12 protein-coding genes are annotated in these 19,751 nt (G+C 65.7%); 5 read left to right on the top strand and 7 right to left on the bottom strand.

The annotated features are described in order from the left end of the window. Positions 1-165: 165 nt before the first annotated feature. Entirely contained in the window at positions 166-1,239 is a 1,074-nt protein-coding gene (locus AB4Y63_RS00985) for an alkene reductase (protein WP_441789160.1), read from the bottom strand. A 261-nt stretch (positions 1,240-1,500) separates the two neighbouring features. Between AB4Y63_RS00985 and AB4Y63_RS00980 the strand changes: the two genes are divergently transcribed. From AB4Y63_RS00980 to AB4Y63_RS00970, 3 genes are all read left to right on the top strand, one after another. Further along, complete coding sequence (locus AB4Y63_RS00980) at positions 1,501-3,393, top strand: polysaccharide deacetylase family protein (protein ID WP_441789159.1); 1,893 nt, start codon at positions 1,501-1,503, stop codon at positions 3,391-3,393. Between the two features lie 416 nt (positions 3,394-3,809). Then, complete coding sequence (locus tag AB4Y63_RS00975; RefSeq protein ID WP_441789158.1) at positions 3,810-5,144, top strand: DUF222 domain-containing protein; 1,335 nt, start codon at positions 3,810-3,812, stop codon at positions 5,142-5,144. Between the two features lie 217 nt (positions 5,145-5,361). After that, on the top strand, positions 5,362-6,543 hold the full coding sequence (locus AB4Y63_RS00970; RefSeq protein WP_441789157.1) for an alpha/beta hydrolase: 1,182 nt from the start codon (positions 5,362-5,364) through the stop codon (positions 6,541-6,543). Here the strand turns inward: AB4Y63_RS00970 and AB4Y63_RS00965 are convergent. Continuing rightward, on the bottom strand, positions 6,536-7,225 hold the full coding sequence (locus AB4Y63_RS00965; RefSeq protein WP_441789156.1) for a metal-dependent transcriptional regulator: 690 nt from the start codon (positions 7,223-7,225) through the stop codon (positions 6,536-6,538). The two genes, AB4Y63_RS00970 and AB4Y63_RS00965, sit on opposite strands and share 8 nt — an antisense overlap. After that, a complete protein-coding gene (locus AB4Y63_RS00960) occupies positions 7,222-8,469 on the bottom strand; it encodes a sodium:proton exchanger (protein WP_441789155.1) in 1,248 nt (415 codons plus the stop codon). Before AB4Y63_RS00960 ends, AB4Y63_RS00965 begins: the two co-directional genes overlap by 4 nt. A 471-nt stretch (positions 8,470-8,940) precedes the next feature. On the opposite strand from AB4Y63_RS00960, the gene AB4Y63_RS00955 reads away from it, so the two are divergent. Continuing rightward, positions 8,941-10,839, top strand: coding sequence for an FAD-binding monooxygenase (locus AB4Y63_RS00955; protein WP_441789154.1), 1,899 nt, complete (start codon positions 8,941-8,943; stop codon positions 10,837-10,839). A 60-nt stretch (positions 10,840-10,899) separates the two neighbouring features. Here AB4Y63_RS00955 and AB4Y63_RS00950 read toward each other — a convergent pair whose 3' ends face one another. Then, positions 10,900-11,613: an IclR family transcriptional regulator gene (locus AB4Y63_RS00950; RefSeq protein ID WP_441789153.1), complete on the bottom strand. Its 714-nt coding sequence runs from the start codon at positions 11,611-11,613 to the stop codon at positions 10,900-10,902. 205 nt (positions 11,614-11,818) lie between these two features. After that, positions 11,819-14,197 (bottom strand): arylsulfatase, encoded by a 2,379-nt coding sequence (locus AB4Y63_RS00945; RefSeq protein WP_441789152.1) that lies wholly within the window; start codon positions 14,195-14,197, stop codon positions 11,819-11,821. 286 nt (positions 14,198-14,483) lie between these two features. Here AB4Y63_RS00945 and AB4Y63_RS00940 point away from each other — a divergent pair, with 286 nt between their 5' ends. Next, on the top strand, positions 14,484-16,418 hold the full coding sequence (locus tag AB4Y63_RS00940; RefSeq protein ID WP_441789151.1) for a glycoside hydrolase family 5 protein: 1,935 nt from the start codon (positions 14,484-14,486) through the stop codon (positions 16,416-16,418). A 76-nt stretch (positions 16,419-16,494) separates the two neighbouring features. On the opposite strand, the gene AB4Y63_RS00935 is transcribed toward AB4Y63_RS00940, so the two are convergent. Together AB4Y63_RS00935 and AB4Y63_RS00930 are read right to left on the bottom strand one after the other, a co-directional pair. Continuing rightward, on the bottom strand, positions 16,495-17,640 hold the full coding sequence (locus AB4Y63_RS00935) for a metallophosphoesterase family protein (protein WP_441789150.1): 1,146 nt from the start codon (positions 17,638-17,640) through the stop codon (positions 16,495-16,497). 26 nt (positions 17,641-17,666) lie between these two features. Further along, positions 17,667-19,748: a DUF5054 domain-containing protein gene (locus tag AB4Y63_RS00930; protein WP_441789149.1), complete on the bottom strand. Its 2,082-nt coding sequence runs from the start codon at positions 19,746-19,748 to the stop codon at positions 17,667-17,669. Between the last annotated feature and the right edge of the window lie 3 nt (positions 19,749-19,751).

Here is a 19,751-nt window from a genome sequence, read left to right as displayed (position 1 = left end):
ACCAGCTTCGAGCTTACGACCGGTTGCACTCAGGTCGCGCGGTCGCCGATGAACGATCTGGGGGAGCGATCCGGAGCCGAGAGCGGGTCCACGCACGAACGCGGCCGCCGGAGAATCTCCGGCAGCCGCGCTGGTGTGATCGGGTGTGTGAGGCGCCCTACGCTGTTAGGCGCTGAGCCGCGGGTAATCGGTGTAGCCGACGGAATCCGGTCCGTAGAACGTGGCGGGGTTGGGTTCATTCACCGGGTGCTCACCGTGCCAGCGTTCGACGAGGTCGGGGTTGGCGATGGCGAGGCGACCGATGGCAACGGCGTCGGCGTCGGAGTTCGCGATCAGCGCGATGGCTTCCTCGCGCGTCGTGACACTGTTGAAACCGCTGTTGGCGATGACTTTGCCGCCGAACCGGGCCCGAAGGTCCTGCACGAGTGCGCCGGTCGGCTCACTGTGCAGCACGCTCAAATAGGCGAGTCCGAGCGGGGCGATTCCGTCGACGAGCGCGTCGTAGGTGGCCTTCGCATCGACCTCGTCGGTCTCGAAGACATCCTGGATGTTGTGCATGGGCGAGAGGCGGATTCCGACGCGTCCGGCACCGATCGCCTCCGCAATCGCGGTGGTCACTTCGATCGTCAAACGTGCGCGGTTCTCGGGGGAACCGCCGTAGATGTCGTCGCGCTGGTTCGATACCGGAGAGAGGAACTGGTGCAGCAGGTAGCCGTTGGCACTGTGCACCTCGACCCCGTCGAGACCGGCGTCGATCGCGCGCTTCGCCGCGGCCACGAACTCGTCACGGATGTCCGCGAGTTCGTCGGTCGTCAGGGCGTGCGGCACGGGATAGGCAACCTTGCCGGTCGCGGTGTGTGTTTCGCCGGCGATGGCGACCGCGCTCGGCGCCACGATCCGGTCGGTCCCGGTGATCTCCGTGTGCGAGACCCGCCCACTGTGCATCAGCTGCATGACCATCCGACCGCCCTTTGCGTGCACGGCGTCGGTGACCCGTCGCCATCCGTCACTCTGTTCGTCGGTCACGATGCCGGGCTGACCCGGGTACGCGCGCGACTCGTGGCTCGGGTAGGTGCCTTCGGTGATGATGAGACCGATGCTGGAGCGCTGCGCGTAGTGCTCAACGAGAAGATCGCCCGGAATACCGGATTCGCCCGAGCGAGTTCGGGTGAGCGGTGCCATGACGACGCGGTTGGGCAGGTGCAGGTCTCCGAGAGAGACGGGCGAGAAGAGATCCATTCAGTGTGGCCTTTCAAAGCGGAAAGTGGCGGCGCTGGCGCGTCGTCACCTCTGAGCTGAACGCCGTCAGAGGGAGGGCTATTCCGAGGCGGCGCGTCGCGCTGCGCCGCAATGGGAACATCCGCGCGCACACCGTCACATCTCGACGGCGAAAGTCATTGACAGCACCGCCGAATCCGGAACTTAATAGCGCAGTCGCACAGTCGGCCGTCCCTACCCCCGATGCCGACGAGCCCCCGCGACGTCGAACGGAGCAACGCCATGTCCACCCAGCGAAACCGCATTTCGCCTCCGATTTCTGCACCAGGGACATCCGGTCGACGTCGATGGTTCGCCTGGATGGCGACGGCGCTCGCGATCGTCGTCATGGCATCGGCGGGCATTGCAGACGGAATCACTGCGGCACCGGCGCAGGCCGCCAATCCGGCGGTGATCACCCTCACCTTCGACGACGCCAATGCTGATCAACTGACCGCCGCCTCGATCATGAAGACGAACGGGTTGCACGGCACCTTCTATATCCCGTCCGGCTACGTCAACCAGCCGGGCTACCTCTCGGTGGCCAATCTGCAGGGGCTCGCCGCAGACGGCAACGAGATCGCCGGGCACACGGTGACGCATCCCGACCTGGCGACGCTGCCGGCCGACGAGGCCACCCGGCAGGTGTGCAACGACCGGGTGAATCTGAGTAATTGGGGCTTCAGGATCACGAGTTTTGCCTATCCGTTCGCCTCGCTGACGCCGGCGACCGAGACGATCGTGAACAACTGCGGTTATAACAGTGCCCGCAGCCTGGGGGACATCCAAACCCGGTTCGGCTGCAGGGGCTGCGCCCTGGCGGAGTCGATTCCGCCCGCCGATCCGTTCCAAATGCAGGCACCGGATGAGGTCGACAACACCTGGACACTCGCCGATCTGCAGAGGACCGTCACGCAGGCCGAGACGGCCGGCGGCTGGATGCAGCTGACCTTCCATCACATCGGTACCGGTGGCACTGACCCCCTCATCGTCTCGCCCACCTTGTTCACTCAGTTCGCGACCTGGCTCAAAGCGCGCCCGGCAACGACGACGGTCAAGACGATCGACCAGGTGATCGGCGGCCCCGTGAAGGCCCTCGTCTCTGGCCCGGTCGTCGCGCCCAAGCCGGTCGGCAGCAACCTCATCACCAACCCCGGGGTCGAAACCCTGACGAATGGGGTGCCGCAGTGCTGGCAGAACGGCGGCTATGGCACGAACACCCCGACGTTCACGACGGTGAGCCCCGGGCGAACCGGCAGTCGCGCGGTGCAGCTGCGAGTGGCCGGGTACGTGAGCGGCGATGCGAAGTGGCTTCCGGCACTCGATCTCGGCGGATGCTCACCCAACGCGACCGTCGGACACAGTTACGCGCTTGGCGCGTGGTACAAATCAACCGCGCCCACCCAATTCGAGCTGTACTACCGCACGGGCCTCGGATCGTGGACTTACTGGACTGCAAGCCCGTTCTTCGCCGGCTCCACGAGCTATCTGAAGGCTACCTGGACAACGCCGCCTCTGCCGGCCGGGGCGAGCGCGATCAGCTTCGGGCTCAACCTTGTCAGCAATGGCACGCTCACGACCGACGACTACGAGATGTTCGACTCCACCGCGACTCCGCCACCGCCACCGCCGCCCGCCGGCTCCAACCTCGTGCAGAACGCGAGCCTGGAGACCGCCGGCACCGGGTCCACGCCGCAGTGCTGGCAGACGAGCGGATTCGGTACCAACACGCCAGTCTTCAGTACCGTCGCCACCGCGCATTCCGGCACCAAGGCGGAGCGCCTGGTCATGTCGGGCTACTCCAGTGGTGACGCGAAGCTGCTGCCGACGCTTGACAGCACCTCCTGCGCCCCGGCTGCGATCGCCGGCCACACCTACTCGGTGCGTGCCTGGTACACCTCGACTGCAGTGACCCAGTTCGCGCTCTACTATCGCGATGCATCCGGAACCTGGGTCTACTGGACCTCGAGTCCCTGGTTCGCCGCGGCCGCCGCGTACACGCAGGCGAGCTTCACGACACCGGCGCTGCCCGCCGGAGCAACTGCGGTCAGCTTCGGGCTGAACCTGTTCAACAACGGCACCCTGGTCACCGACGATTACGCGATGTACGACTCGGTGGGGGCGCCGGCGTTGTAGCGGCTACCGCGAAGGCTCGCGCGGTGGCGTCTCACGATCGCGCGAGCTGCTCGCTGAACTCGACGGTCCTCGGTGGTCGAGCCTGTCGAGACCGCGCGAGCCGACCTCTGAACTTGGCCGTTCTCGGTGGTCGAGCCTGTCGAGACCTCGTGAGCCGACCTCCGAACTCGGCCGTCCTCGGTGGTCGAGCCTGTCGAGACCTCGCGAGCCGACCTCCGAAACTCGGGTTGTGCGGCCCCGCCTCGTTGATCGAGGAGCGCGCGAGCTTGCGAGCACGTGTCTCGAGATCTCGCGAGCCGACCTCTGAAGGTACTTCGCCCCGGTCTGGAAAAAGATTCCGAGAATGTTTCCCAGACCCGTCGTTTCGGGGTCTTTTCGGCCCTCGAATGTCAGTGGTCACCGGTTGACCTAGGGGTATGAACCTCAACGACGAGTTCTCCCAACCGCCCGACGCGAAACCGCCCGATGCGAAACCGCCCGATCCGGTTCCCCCGGACGTATCCCGGATGTCCCCGGCGGCCATGGCCGATCACCTCGGCTCCCTAATCGACTTGGTGCTGGATTCCGAACAGGCGCGCGCCGCGGCGGATGCCGACCGGGCCCGCCGCATCGACGCCGCCCGCCTCTTCTCCGAGCTGACGATCAACACCAGTGCGCTGGTCGCCCCGGCCTACGTCGGCTTCGGCGGGGACGCCTACCAACGTGATCTGACCAACCGGGTGCTGGTCAGCGAGCTGGCCGCCCTGCTCCGGTTGCCGGACCGCACCGTGCAAACGTTGATCGCTGAAAGCCAGGCGTTGGTGCATGACTTCCCGGACACCCTCGCCGCGCTCGGTGCCGGGCAGATCAGCTACCGGCACGCGCACGCTCTCCTCGACCAGGCCTGGTCGCTGCCGGCCGCGGCGCGGCCCGGGTTCGAGGCGGCGGTGCTGCCGAATGCGGCGACGTTGACGGTGGCGCAGTTCGACCGTGTCGCCCGGCGCTGGCGGGAGAAACTGCACCCCGAGTCGATCGCGGTGCGGCACCAACGCTGTCTCGATGACCGGGAGCTGGTCTTCGAACCGGCGCCGGACGGGATGGCGTACCTGCACCTGTACCAGTCGGTGGAGAAGGTGCAGGCGGTCTTCGACCGGGCCACCGGCCTGGCGACAGTGCTGCAACGCGCCGATGAAGCCCGCACCCTCACCCAGTTGCGTGCCGACGCGATCACCGAGGTGCTCCTCGACGGGGTTACCTCGGGTGGGCTCGGCCGGGGCGTCCGCGGGAATGTCGCGGTGATGGTGTCGGTGATGACCCTGCTCGGCCACGACGACGACCCCGCCCACCTCGACGGGTACGGGCCGATCGATGCCGACACCGCCCGTCGGATCGCCGCCCACGCACCGAGTTTCACCCGGATGCTGACCGATCCGGAGACCGGCGTCATCCTCTCCGTCGGTCGCAGCCGGTACGCGGTGCCGGCAGACCTCCGCCGCTGGTTGCGGGTGCGCGACGAGACCTGCCGCGGACCGGGCTGCAACCAGTCCGCCGCGAGCTGCGACATCGACCACGGCATCGAATGGCACGAGCAGGGCCGCACCCGCCACGACAACCTCGCCCATCTCTGCAAGCGGATGCACAAACTGAAAACCGAGACCAACTGGACCCTGAACCACCGGCCCGGCGGCGTCATCGACTGGACCACACCGACCGGGCACACCTACACGACCGAACCGGCGAACCTGATCCAGGTCACACCGCCACCGTTCTGACTCGGGCCCGACCAGACCGGATCGGATAACCCAGGCGGGCGCCGTTGCTGAGTCATCTGCTGACGCATCTCCCACTTCGAGTCATGCGAGGAGGCCAAACCGACGACTGCTCGTCGTTGCGCCGCCCGATTCGATCAGGTGGCTGCGACGCGACTTCTGCGCACCTCGGCCTGACCAGACCACCCGTTAGAGTGTTGCGGTGAGGGAGAACAGACGTATGAGACGGGCCGGGGGTCGCCGCCGTCGTTGGCCGTGGATCACGCTCGGGGCACTGGCGCTCGTCGCGCTGCTGGCATTCGTCGGCGTTGTCTTCGGCGGCGCCCAAGTGCTCCTCACCCCGCATCATGGGATGACCACCGCCGCCGGCACGGTGCTCGACCTCACCGAGACGCAGATTACGCTCAAGAAGACTGCGGTCACCGAGCGCGTCGGCACGTATGGGTTGCAATGGGCCGCGGATTCCGACAGCGCCGCCACTGCAGGAACCGCGACGATCGGACCGGTCGTGTCGAGCACGACTGACACGGTCATCCGCCCGATTTCCAACATCCAGGGCACGTTGACGGTCGGTACAGCAGTGAAGCTCAACCCAAACATCTACACCGGTGACCCAGAGACCAGCCTGGGCATCCCGTTCAGCACCGCCCTGGTACAGGGTGCACTCGGGTCGATGCCGGCCTGGAAGGTCGAGGGAACCGGAAGCACCTGGGTGCTTTTCGTTCACGGAATCGACGGCCTCCGGCAAAGTGCACTACGACCGCTACCCACTCTGGTGGCCGCGGGCCTGCCCACCCTGGCCATCAGCTATCGCAACGATACCGATGCCCCGGCCAGCCCGAACGGGCTCATCCACCTCGGTCAGACCGAGTGGCACGACCTCGACGCAGCCGCCGCCTATGCGCTCAGCCAGGGCGCGACCGAATTCATCCTCTACGGCGATTCAATGGGTGGCAGCATGGTGACCCAATTCATGCACCAGTCGCAGTACGCGCCGAAGGTCGTCGGCATGGTGTTGGATGCGCCGGTGCTCAATTGGAAAGGCGTGTTGCAGGGTCAGGCCGATCGTCTCCACGTCGGATTTCTCGGCGGAGCGCTCCAATCCGTCGTCTCCTGGCGGGGTGACATCGACCTCGGCATGCTCGACGAGCTGACTCAGACCGAGACCTTCGAGAATCTGCCCATCCTGCTGTTCCAAGGCCTCGCCGATCCACTCGTGCCGCATGCCGAAAGTGAGCAGTTCGCTGCCGGGCTGCCCTCAGCCACCTATGTTCCGGTGCCGGAGGCGGGCCATATCCAAAGCTGGAACGTCGATCCTGCAGCGTATGAGGCGCACCTCGCGGCCTTCCTCGCACCATTTGCCTCGACATCCGGTGCTGGCGAGGGAGCCTCACTCAGGTAGTCGGACGAGTCCAGATCGCATCCGCGACAGTCAGAGGCAACTCAACCGTCCGACCATTCGCACTGACCAGGATGATTCCTGCCGCAGAACTCGTGCGCACGACGGTGAGCGTGGTGTCGAGTCGCAAGCCCTTCTCGTCGAGGTAGCGCAAGACATCGGGGTGGCGGTCGGCCACGCGTGCGATGCTGCCGACATATCCGGCGGCGGCATCCGTCAGCCGGGTCGCCTCGACGGAGTGCACAACGCCATCGACCGTCGGGATCGGGTCGCCGTGCGGATCCCGGGTGGGAAAGCCGAGTTGCTTCTCCATCGCGGCGAGTACCAGATCTGAAACGGAATGCTCCAACTCGTCAGCCTCGGCATGCACCTGTTCCCAGCCCAGGCCGAGTCGCTGCACGAGATACGTCTCGATGATCCGGTGGCGACGCACAACTTCACGAGCGACCGCGTCTCCGGCAAGAGTGAGTGTGACGGGTCCGTAGGCCTCGTACGCAACCCACCCCTCGCGGGCGAGTTTCTTCAGATTCGCCGACACTGTCGAGGGGGTGACGCCGAGGCGGTCGGCCAACTCGGTGGTTTGCGGGGCGACATCCGCCCACTCGTACGCCTTCCAGATGAGGGTCACGTAGTCTTCGACGACCTTCGAAACCGGAGGATGGGGCATGGCTCTCAGCCTAGTCATGCCGAAATCTTCTCGGTCGAAGGAGCGACATCGCGCTTCTTCATTCGGCCGAACGGAGCACGCAACGCCGGAAGGATGTGGCGACGGTTGATGAACAGCATCACGATGGCGACGAGCATCTGGGTGGCGCTGAGAACGTAGCGCCCGGTGGTGTCAGTGACAAAGAACTGCAGCACAAAGACGCCAGCCAGAGCGAACGCTGCCGATCGATGGAATCGAAGTGCCACGATGATCGCGACCCCCATCATGGTCTGGCTGGCGGTGAGCACGAATTCCTCGATCTGACGGCCATCGAGAGGCAAGCTCGACCCGCCGCCACCCATCCAATGGGCCAGCGGGAGCGAACCGACGAGCAGCGACCACTGGTTGATCTTGGAGGCGATCAGCGTGCCGATGGCCGCGGCTCCCATGCCGCGCATCGCGAAAAGCACGGCGATGATGAACTCCGGAGCCTCAGACGCGAGTGGCGCGAGCCACTGCACGAGAAAGTACGAGTCGATTCCCAGCGCCGAACCGGATGCGACGAGGGACTCGGCAAACGGCTCGGCCGCCATCACAATCACGATCGCCGACACGGCAAACAGGGCGATCACAGTGATCCGCCGACGAGTCTGTGGCATCTCAGCGATGTGCGCGGCCATGCCGACGAACTCGTCGTGGCCGTCGTCGGGCGCGCGGCCGGCTTGCCAGAGGTAGAGCGCGAACACCATGATGAGGGCCAGGCCGAACCACGACGGGATCTGACCCATCAGCGGAATCGCGAACGCGACGACCGCCAGAATCGCCAAGAAGCCGATGTCGAGGCGGCTTGCACGAGGAAGCTGCAAGAACGTCGGTTTCGGGGCGCCCAGCCGGCGCGCCGATCTGCGTGCCACCGCGAGTGCGACGAGCACGACGAGCGGCCAGCCGAAGCCGAGCAAAAGCCGGTTTGAGCCGGTCATGTTCGCTGCCGCGAATTGCGCGTATGCCGGGTCCGAACCTGATTTGAAGGCGTAGAAGAGGTCGACCGCATACTCGGGGAGCACCGCGATCAAGGCGAGCAGCGCGATGGCCAGGGCTCCGGAGATGTCTTTCTGTGCCGCCTCCGCGGCCCACGCGAGGAGGAAGGATGCCGCGACGACGGCGGCTCCGAACAACGCCAGATCGAGCACGGGATTGGGGGAGAGGCCCAGGATTCGCAGGGTCATGGCCGGAGCCGCAATGCCGAGGCAGAGCAGAATGCGGCGAACTAGTTGTGGGGGCATGGGTGTCTCCAGGTCTCGAACGACCGGAGGGTACTCTGACGCTCCGGCCGACTATCGGGCCGAAGGTCTCGCTCACCTCGAAATCGAGGAGGCACGCCGGGCAGATCGTCATGACCCGCCAGTATGTCGACGTACCGCGTCGCCCCGTGATCACGCGGCGGTGGGAGCTACTCCCCTTCAGATATCGATCATGAGGGAGGGCGATCGGGTGTGTCTACGGGCAGAAGATTGTGTGAGGCGTCACAACACGAGAATGCAGCGCGACGTCTGGGGCGATCGTGCCCGCTCCAGCGGTGAGGCACATCCGGCTTCTTTGTAACTGAATCCCAACGAGTGATTCTCAACGAGCGATGTGCTTGTTCCAGGCCTCGACCAGTCGTATGATTCAACGAGCGATATTAGAACGCTCAGTTCGATTATCGAACAACTTGGGACCTTGGTCCACATCACCCACAGAGAAGTGAGGAAGCCGTGCAGTTCCACCACCACGGATACGTATCCACCGACCCGCGCGTCGAACCAGCAGCAGGGGTCGGCATCGATCGGCCCGATGAGCTTCCCGAGAACGTCGATGTGCTCATTGTGGGAACGGGCCCGGCCGGCATCGTCACCGCCGCCCAGCTGGCACAGTTCCCGAGCGTCACGACCCGGATCGTGGAGCGCCGTGGCGACCGGCTCCCGATCGGCCAGGCCGACGGCATCCAGGCCCGCAGCGTCGAGACCTTCCAGGCATTCGGCTTCGCGAATCGAATCATCGACGAGGCCTACCAGATCACGGAGATGGCGTTCTGGAAGCCAGACCCCAGCGACCCCTCGAAGATCGCCCGCGCCGCCCGCGCGGTCGACGACCCGACGGGGATCAGCGAGTTTCCGCACTTGATCGTCAACCAGGCACGCGTGCTGGACTACTTCGCCGAATTCATGGCCAACTCGCCGGCCCGAATGAAGCCCGACTACGGGTTTGAATTCAAGAGCCTTCAGGTCGCCGCCCCCGACGAAGACGCCGAGTACCCCGTCACCGTGACGCTCGTGCACACGACGGGCGAGCACGCGGGGCAGGAACGCATCGTTCATGCCAAGTACGTGGTCGGCGCCGACGGTGCCCACAGTGCTGTGCGTGAATCCATCGGCTGCACGATGGCCGGAGATCAGGCATTCCACGCTTGGGGCGTCATGGACACCCTCGCGGTCACCGACTTCCCGGACATCCGCACCAAGTGCGCGATCCAATCCGACACGGGTGGAAACATCCTGCACATTCCGCGGGAGGGCGGCCAGCTGTTTCGTATGTACGTCGACCTGGGTGAGGTGGACCCCTCTGACAAGGGAGCGGTGCGCCAGACCACACTCGAGCAGATCATTGCGAAGGCCAACGCGATTCTGCACCCGTACACGCTCGACGTGAAAGATGTGCCCTGGCACAGTGTCTACGAGGTCGGGCACCGGCTCACCGACCGCTTCGACGACGTGGTTGTCGAGGAGATCGGCACGCGCACGCCGCGGGTTTTCATTACCGGTGACGCCTGCCACACGCACAGTGCGAAGGCCGGGCAGGGCATGAACGTGTCGATGCAGGATGGCTTCAACATCGGCTGGAAGCTCGGTTACGTACTCGACGGTCGCAGTCCCGAGAGCCTGCTGAGCACCTATTCGGCCGAGCGCCAGCCGGTCGCCAAGAGCCTCATCGACTTCGACAAGCAGTGGTCGACTCTGATGGCCACACGGCCGGAGGATCTCGACGACCCGACCGAGCTCGAAGACTTCTACACACGCACCGCCGAGTTCCCGGCCGGGTTCATGACGCAGTACCCGCCGTCGATGCTGGTCGGTGAGGCGTCGTTCCAAGACCTCGCGACGGGCTTTCCGATCGGCAAACGTTTCAAGTCGGCCCGTGCCGTGCGGGTGGGCGATGCCAACTACGTGCAGCTCGGGCACCACCACCGCGCCGACGGCCGGTGGCGCGTCTACGCGTTCGCGGATGCCGCGGCATCCGGTGAACCGTCGGCACTCGCCGACTGGGCCCACTGGCTGCAGACCGCGCCGGACTCTCCGCTGCTCGTGCACTCTCCGAAGGATCGCGACGTCGACAGCGTGTTCGACGTCAAGGTGATCTACCAGCAGCCGCACCCGGAGGTCGACATCAGTCGGGTTCCGCCGGTGTTCCTGCCGAAGACCGGCCCGTTCGGGCTGACCGACTACGAGAAGGTTTACGGCATCGACCCGGCGGAGGACATCTTCGAGGTTCGCGGGCTCGACCGTGGCGGCGTCGTCGTGGTGGTGCGCCCCGACCAGTACGTGGCGAACGTGCTGCCGCTGTCAGCGACCGACGAACTGGCGGCGTTCTTCAGAACGAACTTGCTCGCCCGGTAGCACCGGCGTGAAAGAAGGAGGGGGCGGTGAGCGATTCGCCGCTCCCTCGCGAGGTGGGGGTCAAGCGCCGTAGGCGCGTGCCACGCTCTGGGCGCCGAGTTTCAGCCGCTCGGCGATCTCGCTCTCGGAGTCCGGGAGGAAGACATGGATGACCGCGATTGAGGCGCGCGGTTGCCCGGGGAGGGTGAGCGGCACCGCCACCGACCGCAGCGACGGCACGACTTCATCGTGGCTGGAGGCGTAGCCGCGCAGCCGGCTCTCGGCGAGTTCGTCCCGCAATTCTGCACTCAGATCGGCGGGCCAGGCGCTCTCGGGGAGCCCCATCAAGATCGCCTTGCCGGGGCCGCCCCGGCTGATCGGGTGCCGGTATCCCGGCCGGTACGACACCACGGCAACGGTCTGGCGCGGCACCGCGCTCACCAGCGTGACCGCTTCGCCGCTGTCGGCCAGCACCGCGAGCAGGCACGTCATGCCGAGCTCGTTGGCGATCTCGTTGAGCACGGGCGAGGCCGCCTGCTGGAGGTTGCGTGCGACACCGGAATTGAGCGCAGCCAGCCCCACGCCGAGCGCGAGATGGCCGGCGGTGTCGCGCGTGACGAGGTCGTGGTCTTCGAGGGTGCGCAGTAGCCGGTAGGCAACGGAGCGATGCACATCCAGCGTGGCCGCCAGCTCGGCGATCGAGAGATTGCGGTCGGCGCTGGCCAGAATCTCCAACAAGCGGATGCCGCGGTCGAGCGTCTGGGATCCCGCTTGCGCGCTGCTCTGCTCTGCCATCCGTGCCTCTTTTCCACCGGTGCATCGACGACGATCGTCTCACTATCTGATCCGCTCGTTCGATATTAGGACACGCGGCGGCCAGCGAGTGGATGCGCGGCCGGGTTCTCCGGCCTGGGCGTGGAGAATCCCGCTGGGCGTGCGCCCTTTCGCACGCCCAGCGGGATTCCGCACGCCAGGATGCCCGGCGTGCGATCGCGACCCGCTACTGCCGCGTCATCGCGATCTTCATCAGGTGTTCCGGCTCGATGAGGTCGTCGTGAGAGTCGTCTCCGGCGTCAAGCCGAATCGAGGCGATCTTTCCGGTGAAGGCGTTGCCCGTCGCCCCATAGTCACTCGAGACCGGCGAGGCGAGGTCTTCCCCGATGTCGACGGTCTCGTCCATCGAGAAGAAGAAGGGCAGCGTGCGTTCGACCCGGCCCTCGGCCAGCGCCGCCGTGCCCTGAGAAGCGGCGCCGTCGGAGATGGTGACCGTGCCGCCCTTGCCGAGTCCGCCGCCGTCGTAGGCGAAATGCACGACCAACTCGTGCTCGCCCGTGGCGAGCACCGTGTCCGACCGCACGAAATCCGTTGAGATGCCGCCCAAATTGTAGGCGAAAGCCGGCTTTCCGTCGGTGAGGTAGCACGACCATCCGCCGTAGGTACCGCCCTGCGCAATGATCACGCCGTTGGCGCCGCCCTCGGGGACCGTGACCTTCGCCGTGACCGTGAACGACTTGTTCTTCACATTGACGACGGAGTTCTCACTCAGTCGCTTCATCCCGGCATAGAACGTTTGCGAGGTGCCCCGCACCAACGCCGGCCGGCCGGCGATCTCCTCGTTGAAGCGTTCAGCCGAACGGATGTCGAGCGGCAGCACATTGAAGCGCGCGGCCTGGATCAGGAACAGACGCTGCAACTGGGCGAGCCGTTCCGGCTCCTGGGCGGCGAGGTCGTGGGACTGCGTCCAGTCCTCCTCCACGTTGTACAGCTCCCAGACATCCTCATCGAGGCCGTGGTCAGAGCCGAGCCACGGCTTCTTGTGCATGGCGACGGCGGTCCAGCCCTTGTGGAAGATGGCCCGGTTTCCGAGCATCTCGAAGTACTGGGTGGTGTGCTGTTCTGCGGCATCCGCTGCATCGAAGCTGTAGTTCATCGGCGTGCCCTCGTACGGGCGCTGGGTCACGCCGTACACGGTCGACGGCTCCGGGATGCCGGCTGCGGCGAGCACGGTCGGGGCCACATCGATCACGTGTGCGAACTGGTTGCGAATCTCGCCTCTGGCCGGGATGCCGTTCGGCCAGGACACGATCGTGCCGTTGCGGGTGCCGCCCCAGTGCGAGGCGACCTGCTTCGTCCACTGGTACGGGGTGTCCATCGCGTGGGCCCAGCCGATGGCGTAGTGGTTGTAGGAGCGCGGCGTGCCCAGGTCATCCTTGTGCGCGATCTTGTACTCGTCGGTCTCGATCTCGGTCATGTGGTTGATGGTGAAGGCCTCGTTGGTGGTGCCGGTCATCGTGCCTTCGGCCGACGCGCCGTTGTCGCCGATGATCACGTAGACGAGCGTGTCGTCGAGTTCACCGATTTCTTCCAGGGCATCGAGCAGCTTGCCGACATAGTGGTCCGCGTATTCGAGGTAGCCCGCGTAGACCTCCATCTGGCGCGCGAGCACCGGCTTGATCTCATCGCTCATCTCATCCCAGGCAGGGATGCCCTCGCTGCGAGTCGTGAGAGTCGCGTTTTCAGGTATCACGCCGAGCGCTACCTGCCGGTCGTAGGTCTCTTCACGCAGCTTGTCCCAGCCCTGGTCGAACTTTCCCTTGTACTTGTCAGCCCACTCGGCGGGAACGTGGTGCGGGGCGTGGGTGGCGCCCGGCGCGAAGTAGGTGAAGAAGGGCTTGTCGGGCGCGAGGGACTTCTGCTGCTTGGTCCAGACGATTGCCTTTTCGGTCATATCGTCCATGAAGTGGTAGCCCTCTTCGGGCGTGCCCCAGGGCTCGACCGGCGTCGTTCCCTCATAGATCGCGGGATACCACTGGTTGGTTTCCCCGCCGATGAAGCCGTAGAAGTACTCGAATCCACCGCCCGGCGTCGGCCAGTGATCGAACGGGCCGACCGCGCTGGATTCCCACACGGGCACCTCGTGGCATTTGCCGAACTGGGCGGTGCTGTAGCCATTGAGGCGCAGCGTCTCGGCGAGGGGCGCACAGTTGTTCGGGCGCAGTGAGTTGTAACCGGGCGCGCTGGTGGCGATCTCGGTGATGCCGCCCATCCCGACCGTGTGGTGGTTGCGTCCGGAGAGCAAAGCTGCCCGGGTGGGGGAGCAGAGCGCGGTGGTGTGAAAGCGGGTGTATTTGAGGCCCTGAGCGGCGACGCGCTCGAAGTTCGGCGTTGCGACAGGACCGCCGAACGCACTGGATGCGCCGAAGCCGGTGTCGTCGATCAGAATGACGAGCACGTTCGGAGCTCCCGCCGGAGGCAGCAGGCGCCGGATCGGCGGGTAGTGAGTGTCGGGATCGGTCGCGTCGTAGGTCACCGTTCCGGTGAACGCCAGGTCGGGAATCGGCAGCGCCCCACGCTGTACCGAAGAATTCTCTGTCGTCATTGCTCTTGTGCCCCTCACTCGTTGGTGACGCGGTCGCTCCTCCTCCGGAGCGACCGTACGCGACTGACATTGCATGCCCGCCACTCCCCATGATTCTGAGTCGCTGCCGGCAATCCCTCACCCGGAACGGGCGAACCACCCGTCCGAGGGGCAATCGGCGATGTTTACGTTGACATGTTTACGTTGACATTCCGTGGATCGCGCCCCTAGCATGACGATGTCAGGCACCCGTGCCCCCCTTTCTGGGAGGGGTGCGACGGTGCGAGAACGAACAGAGAGGTTCGCAATGCAACGTCGCTTCCTGCGGCTCACCGTCGCACTCACCACCGCCACGTTGGCGATGTCGGTGGCCACGCCCGTCTACGCCACAACTCCTGCTGATCCGATTCCCGCGGTGACCGGCGCCGAACTGTCGGCATCCTGGGCTGCACCGCTCAGCACCCGCGGGCGCTACATCGTCGATGCGAACGGTAATCGCTTCAAGCTGAAGTCCGCGAACTGGGACGGAGCCCAGGGGCACTGGAACGGAACCGGATCCAAGACCGACCCGGCCAATCAGACGATCGCCGGACCGACTTATGACATCCCGATGGGGCTCGACCGGGTGCCGATGGCGACACTCATGAACGATTTCCATGCGCTCGGCATCAACAGCATCCGTCTGCCGTTCTCGAACGAGATGCTCGGAACGACTACGCCGGTGCCGGATGCCGCGGTGCTCGCGAACCCGGACCTCGCGGGCAAGACGCCGCTGCAGATCTTCGATGCGGTGATTGCCGCACTGACCGCCGACGGATTCGCTGTGGTGCTGAACAACCACACCACAACCTCGCGTTGGTGCTGCGGCGCCGACGACGGAAACAGCAAGTGGTACAGCAGTCAAACCACCGAGAAGTGGGTGAGCGACTGGGTCATGTTGGCGGCGCGGTACCAGGGCAACCCGCGTGTGGTCGGCATGGACCTGCGCAACGAGGTACGTCGCGACATCCTGGATGACCCCAACTGGGGAATGGGCGACGGAAACGATCTGTACAAGGCCTACCAGCAGGCGGCAATCGCCATTCAGAAGGTGAACTCGAATGCGCTCATCGTGATGGAGGGGATCAACTGGCAGGGGATTCCCCTCGACGGCCTGTTCCATGACCGTCCGCAGTTGAAGCCGGTGGCGTCGACCTCGAACACAATCCTCTTTCCGAACAAGCTGGTCTACTCTGCTCACGTCTACGGGTTCACCGGGCCGCAGCACACCGGTGCGACGGGGCTCGGGGAGACCCACGACAACCGCTATCGCGACCTCACTGCGACTGAGCTTGCCGCAGAAATGAAGACCGAGGCCCTGTTTGTGAACACGGCAAACCAGCACTACACCGCACCAGTCTGGTTGAGCGAGTTCGGCACGGCCGGGGCAAGCCAGACCAATGACAAGGAGAAGGCGTGGTGGGTCAACTTCACTGACGTGCTGGTGGCGAACGACACTGATTTCGCTGCCTGGCCGCTCGTCACCTGGGCCGATGCATCAGGAAACTTCGCCGACACGTTCGCGCTGCTGGCCTACAAGGCAGACGGCACCAAGCTCAGCATCGCCGAGGACTGGCGTTACCCGGCCTGGGTCAAGCTCGTGAACGCGCCCTCGAAGACCGGTGCGGTGGCCACGCCGGTGCGCTGGAACATGCTCGGCAGCGGTAGCACCAGCCCCGACACCAATGCGTCGCTTCGGATGCAGAGCCAGCCCGACTGGGATTCGGGCAAGTGGAAGGGAACCTGCCCCGATTCCGAGCGGCTGATCGGTGTCGCGCGCAGCACGAACCGCGCGCTCTGCACCGACAACGCGCAGCCGCAGACGACCGCCGTCACCAGCCTCGTCAGCAACGAGGCCAACGTGACGAACGATTGGGCGTCGGGATACAACAAGTTGCAGTGCCCGACCGGCCAGATGGCGATCGGCTACAGCCTGACGATCGGCAGCACGAACAAATGGTCGACGTCGAAGCTGCTCTGCGGTCAGAGCGCGCAGGCGCTGCCGGCGAGCCAGGGCAGGAACGTGTGGTTCGACCAGGGTGACAATCGTCCGGCCAACGGCGGGTCGACCGCCAGCGACTGGGCTCCGACGAAGTACAAGGGGCAGTGTGCTGACAACGAGTACATCGCCGGCGTCGCGTTCACCTGGCGCTGGAGCCAGGGCGGCGTGCCGAGCGCGCTGCTCTGCAAGCCCCTGAGCTAGGGGCGGCGCACAAGCGCTGAGCGCATCAATCGAGGTCGGGTCGCCAGTGGCGGCCCGACCTCGACGCATGTTCTGGCTAGACGGCGGCTGTCGCGAACATGGCGTCGGCCGTCACGGGTGCGAGCCGGATCTCGTGCAGCACCTCGCCGTCGAGAGTGCGCATGGTCAGCACGAGCGACTCGGGCGTCGCCACGCCGTCGATCCAGGTTGCGGCCTCGACGGATGCGATATCGGCGTCGGGCCCGCCGCCGACGAGCTGGCCGTAGGGAAACTCCTCCGACGGCTGCAGCCAGGCCGGCTCGTGGGTGTGCCCGGAGACGACGATCTGGGCTCCCCAGTTCACGAGCGCGTCATGCCACGCATCGCGGCTCATCCGGCTGAACCAGTCGTAGCCGCCGGCGTCGTAGTCGGCCGGAGTCTCGTCGATCCAGCGCAGGGGGATGTGGCAGAACACGACCCGGTACGGGGCATCCCGGAACTCGGGGCGTGTGGTCACCTCGCGCAGCCACTCGGCCTGCTCGGCCCGCAGCGGTTCGAACGCCACCCGGCCCTCGAAGCTCGGGTGCGCGTCTGGCTTGTCTTCGCCGGTGTGCAGCACCACGCAGGCGACGGGGCCGATGCGGAACGCGGTGAACGGGCGGCCCTCCGGTGCGGCGACGAACTCCTCCAGTTGGTAGGCGTAGCGCCCCCGCACATCATGATTTCCCATCACGATCGCGAGGGGGCGGTCGGCGCTCACATCGAGGCCGGCGGGATTCAAGATCGTGGAGGTGAACCAGGTCGGCTCCTTCCAGTCATTGCAGAGGTCACCGTTCCAGACGAGCACGTCGACCTCGGGGGTCAGCGCGTCCAACGCGCGCACGGTGTCATCGTTCTGGTGAGTGTCATTCCAGACGGCGAAGCGAGAGGTCGGCGCATCCGGGGCGAAGGTGCGCACCGTCTTCCACTCGCTCTCGTGGCGCTCCGCCGGGTCCTCGATCGCCTCGGTCACCGCGCGGATGCTCAGCTCGCTCCCGGCAGGAAGCCCGGCCAGTCGCACCCGCAGTACCCGGTCGCCCTGCGGAACCATGCCGAAGGCATCCGCGGTCGCGACGCCGCGGCGCCCGTCGGCAGATTTCCACTCCAGCCAGCCGCGACTGAGCCGGCTCACGCCCCAGACGACCTCTGCGCCGTCTTCGCGGGGTGCCATCACGACGGGTGGGCTGGTGACTAGCGACGTCATAGTGTTCTTTCTCTCTTGAATGCTCGTCACGCGAGCTCCAGCTCGAAGCGGAAACGAAGGTCGTCTTCGACCCACATCGTGAAGTTCGTACCCCAGATATTGTTGTGCAGGTTGACGTGAAAGCCGTCGTTCGGGTCGGGCACGTCGTTGGTGAATCGCAGTAGGGCCGGCTGGCCGACCGCGACGAGTGCCGCATCCAGTGGACGCAGAGCGAAGGTACGATCCGCCGTGTGCGTCGATGCCGTATGAGTCACAGCGGCTACCGCGTGCATGCTCCGGTTGCCATTGCGCACCACCGATTGCGGGTCGACGTGGCTGTCGATCTTGGTGAGCGTCCAGTCGCCGGGCGCGGTGCGCGGCCGAAATTCGAGCCAACTCGCCTCGGGCAGGCGCGAGGCATCCTTGTCGCAGAGGTCGAGCGTGATCCCGATCGGCCCAGCACTCGGAAAGCGATAGCTCAGCCGGATGTCGCGGGGCGCGCCCCAGGCCTCACTCGCGATCGCCGGCAGCTCAAGTGACAGCGTCAGCACCGCAGCGTCTGCAGCATCGTGCCGCTCGGCCGCGACGATGGTCGGCGTGAAGAGCGTGCCGGGCTGTGTGTTCGCGATCGAGAGTCCGGGCTTCGAGAAATCGGGGATCGACCACATGCCGTTCTCGGCACGATTGCGGCCGTACTCTCTCAGCCAACGGGCTTCGTCGCGTTCGTCGAAGGTTTGATAGGCGTAGGCGGCGAGCGGATGCTCGGCCCCGGCCCACTGCGTGCCGTCGGCATCGATCAGGGAGACGAGCGAACCATCACGACCGAATCGCACCCGGTAGTCGCCGACAGCGTGTTCGGCCCCGCAATCGATCGCCGCGGCATTCGGTTGCGGCTCGTTCGTTGGCTCGCAGCCGGCCAGGGCGGCTTCGGCCTCGACTCGTCGTGCGGGGGAGAGCGCGGCCAACGCGCGGTCGACGTGGGCGCGCTGCTCGGCCCAGGATCGCTCGAAACTCGAATAGGTCAACCCCTGTGCGCTCGGGTGGTCGGTGTAGGCCCAGGCGAACTCGTCGAACTGCGCCGGATTCTGGACGGGGTCGATCACATCCGCGGCCCGCGCCGCCTGAAATGCTGCCTTCTCGTAGTTCACATAGTCGGGAAGGTGGGTCTTCAGGTCTTCGCCCCAGGTGTGCTCGGGAATGAGTAGCAGCCCATCGCTGAATCCGTCGCACTCTGCGGTGCCCGGCACCAGCGCACCGGATGTGACCCAACCCGTGCGGAGACGCAGCAGGGCGCGGAGGCGCGCTGTCAGCACGGGGTCGCTCGCGACGCCGTGAATCCAGGAGTCGCCGATCTCCTGCTCGAGCACGGGGAGAAGGTTGCGGTCCTGTAGGACGGCCGCCGCGAATGCGTCGAGGGTGGAGGCGATGATCCGAGTGCCGGGGTACTCCTCCTGCAATTGAGCGAAGAGCTCCTCGACGTCGGCGACAGAGGGAGGCCCGAAGTTGTCGCCGGTGTGGGCGAGGTGCAATGCATCGGTGCCGCCGGGTGCCAGAGCGACGCCGAGATCCGTGGCGCCGTAACTCTGCGCATAGTTGACGACCACCTCGCTCCCGTTGGGCGCCCGCCAGATGAAGAACTCAGGCACCTCGGGAACGGCAGAGGCGCCGTTCACGCCGAGGTGCAGATAATCGAGGCCCGCGCGGGAAAGGAACGGAACGAGGCCGATGGTGTGACCGGGGACATCTGTCATCTTTGCGGCGATGGTGTGACGACCGAATCGGGCGTCGAGTCGACGCCCGATCGAGATGCCGTGTTCGACCAGCCCCGCATCCATCAGTTCGGTGTGGGTGCTCAGGGGGAGTCCGTGCCAGCTCACCTGGCCGGCGCGGATCGCATCCTCAAGAGCGGCACGCTCGTCGGGGGTGCCGAGGCGGAGCGCTTCGTGGATGAGCCAGGAGCCGGTAGTCCAGATGAAGCCGGCTTGGCCTCCGCGCCGATCCAGCTCGCGGGCGAGTTCGATCGCTCGCGGAAGGTACTCGTGCACGTAGCGATCGGTGACGTTGACGGCGTAGTCGGTGAAGCCGAGATCGAGGTGCGTTTTGAAGACCACATGCAGGGTAGAGATCATCTG

It is taken from the genome of Leifsonia sp. YAF41 (assembly GCF_052113185.1).
Classification (GTDB): Bacteria; Actinomycetota; Actinomycetes; order Actinomycetales; family Microbacteriaceae; genus Cryobacterium.
Note: the sequence above shows the minus strand (reverse complement) of the source record. Positions and strands in the feature narration are given on the sequence as shown.

Coding starts and splice junctions, on each gene's coding strand:
- AB4Y63_RS00985 (WP_441789160.1), bottom strand. CDS start 1,239: ATGGATCTCTTCTCGCCCGTCTCTCTCGGAGACCTGCACCTGCCCAAC.
- AB4Y63_RS00980 (WP_441789159.1), top strand. CDS start 1,501: ATGTCCACCCAGCGAAACCGCATTTCGCCTCCGATTTCTGCACCAGGG.
- AB4Y63_RS00975 (WP_441789158.1), top strand. CDS start 3,810: ATGAACCTCAACGACGAGTTCTCCCAACCGCCCGACGCGAAACCGCCC.
- AB4Y63_RS00970 (WP_441789157.1), top strand. CDS start 5,362: ATGAGACGGGCCGGGGGTCGCCGCCGTCGTTGGCCGTGGATCACGCTC.
- AB4Y63_RS00965 (WP_441789156.1), bottom strand. CDS start 7,225: ATGACTAGGCTGAGAGCCATGCCCCATCCTCCGGTTTCGAAGGTCGTC.
- AB4Y63_RS00960 (WP_441789155.1), bottom strand. CDS start 8,469: ATGCCCCCACAACTAGTTCGCCGCATTCTGCTCTGCCTCGGCATTGCG.
- AB4Y63_RS00950 (WP_441789153.1), bottom strand. CDS start 11,613: ATGGCAGAGCAGAGCAGCGCGCAAGCGGGATCCCAGACGCTCGACCGC.
- AB4Y63_RS00945 (WP_441789152.1), bottom strand. CDS start 14,197: ATGACGACAGAGAATTCTTCGGTACAGCGTGGGGCGCTGCCGATTCCC.
- AB4Y63_RS00940 (WP_441789151.1), top strand. CDS start 14,484: ATGCAACGTCGCTTCCTGCGGCTCACCGTCGCACTCACCACCGCCACG.
- AB4Y63_RS00935 (WP_441789150.1), bottom strand. CDS start 17,640: ATGACGTCGCTAGTCACCAGCCCACCCGTCGTGATGGCACCCCGCGAA.
- AB4Y63_RS00930 (WP_441789149.1), bottom strand. CDS start 19,748: ATGATCTCTACCCTGCATGTGGTCTTCAAAACGCACCTCGATCTCGGC.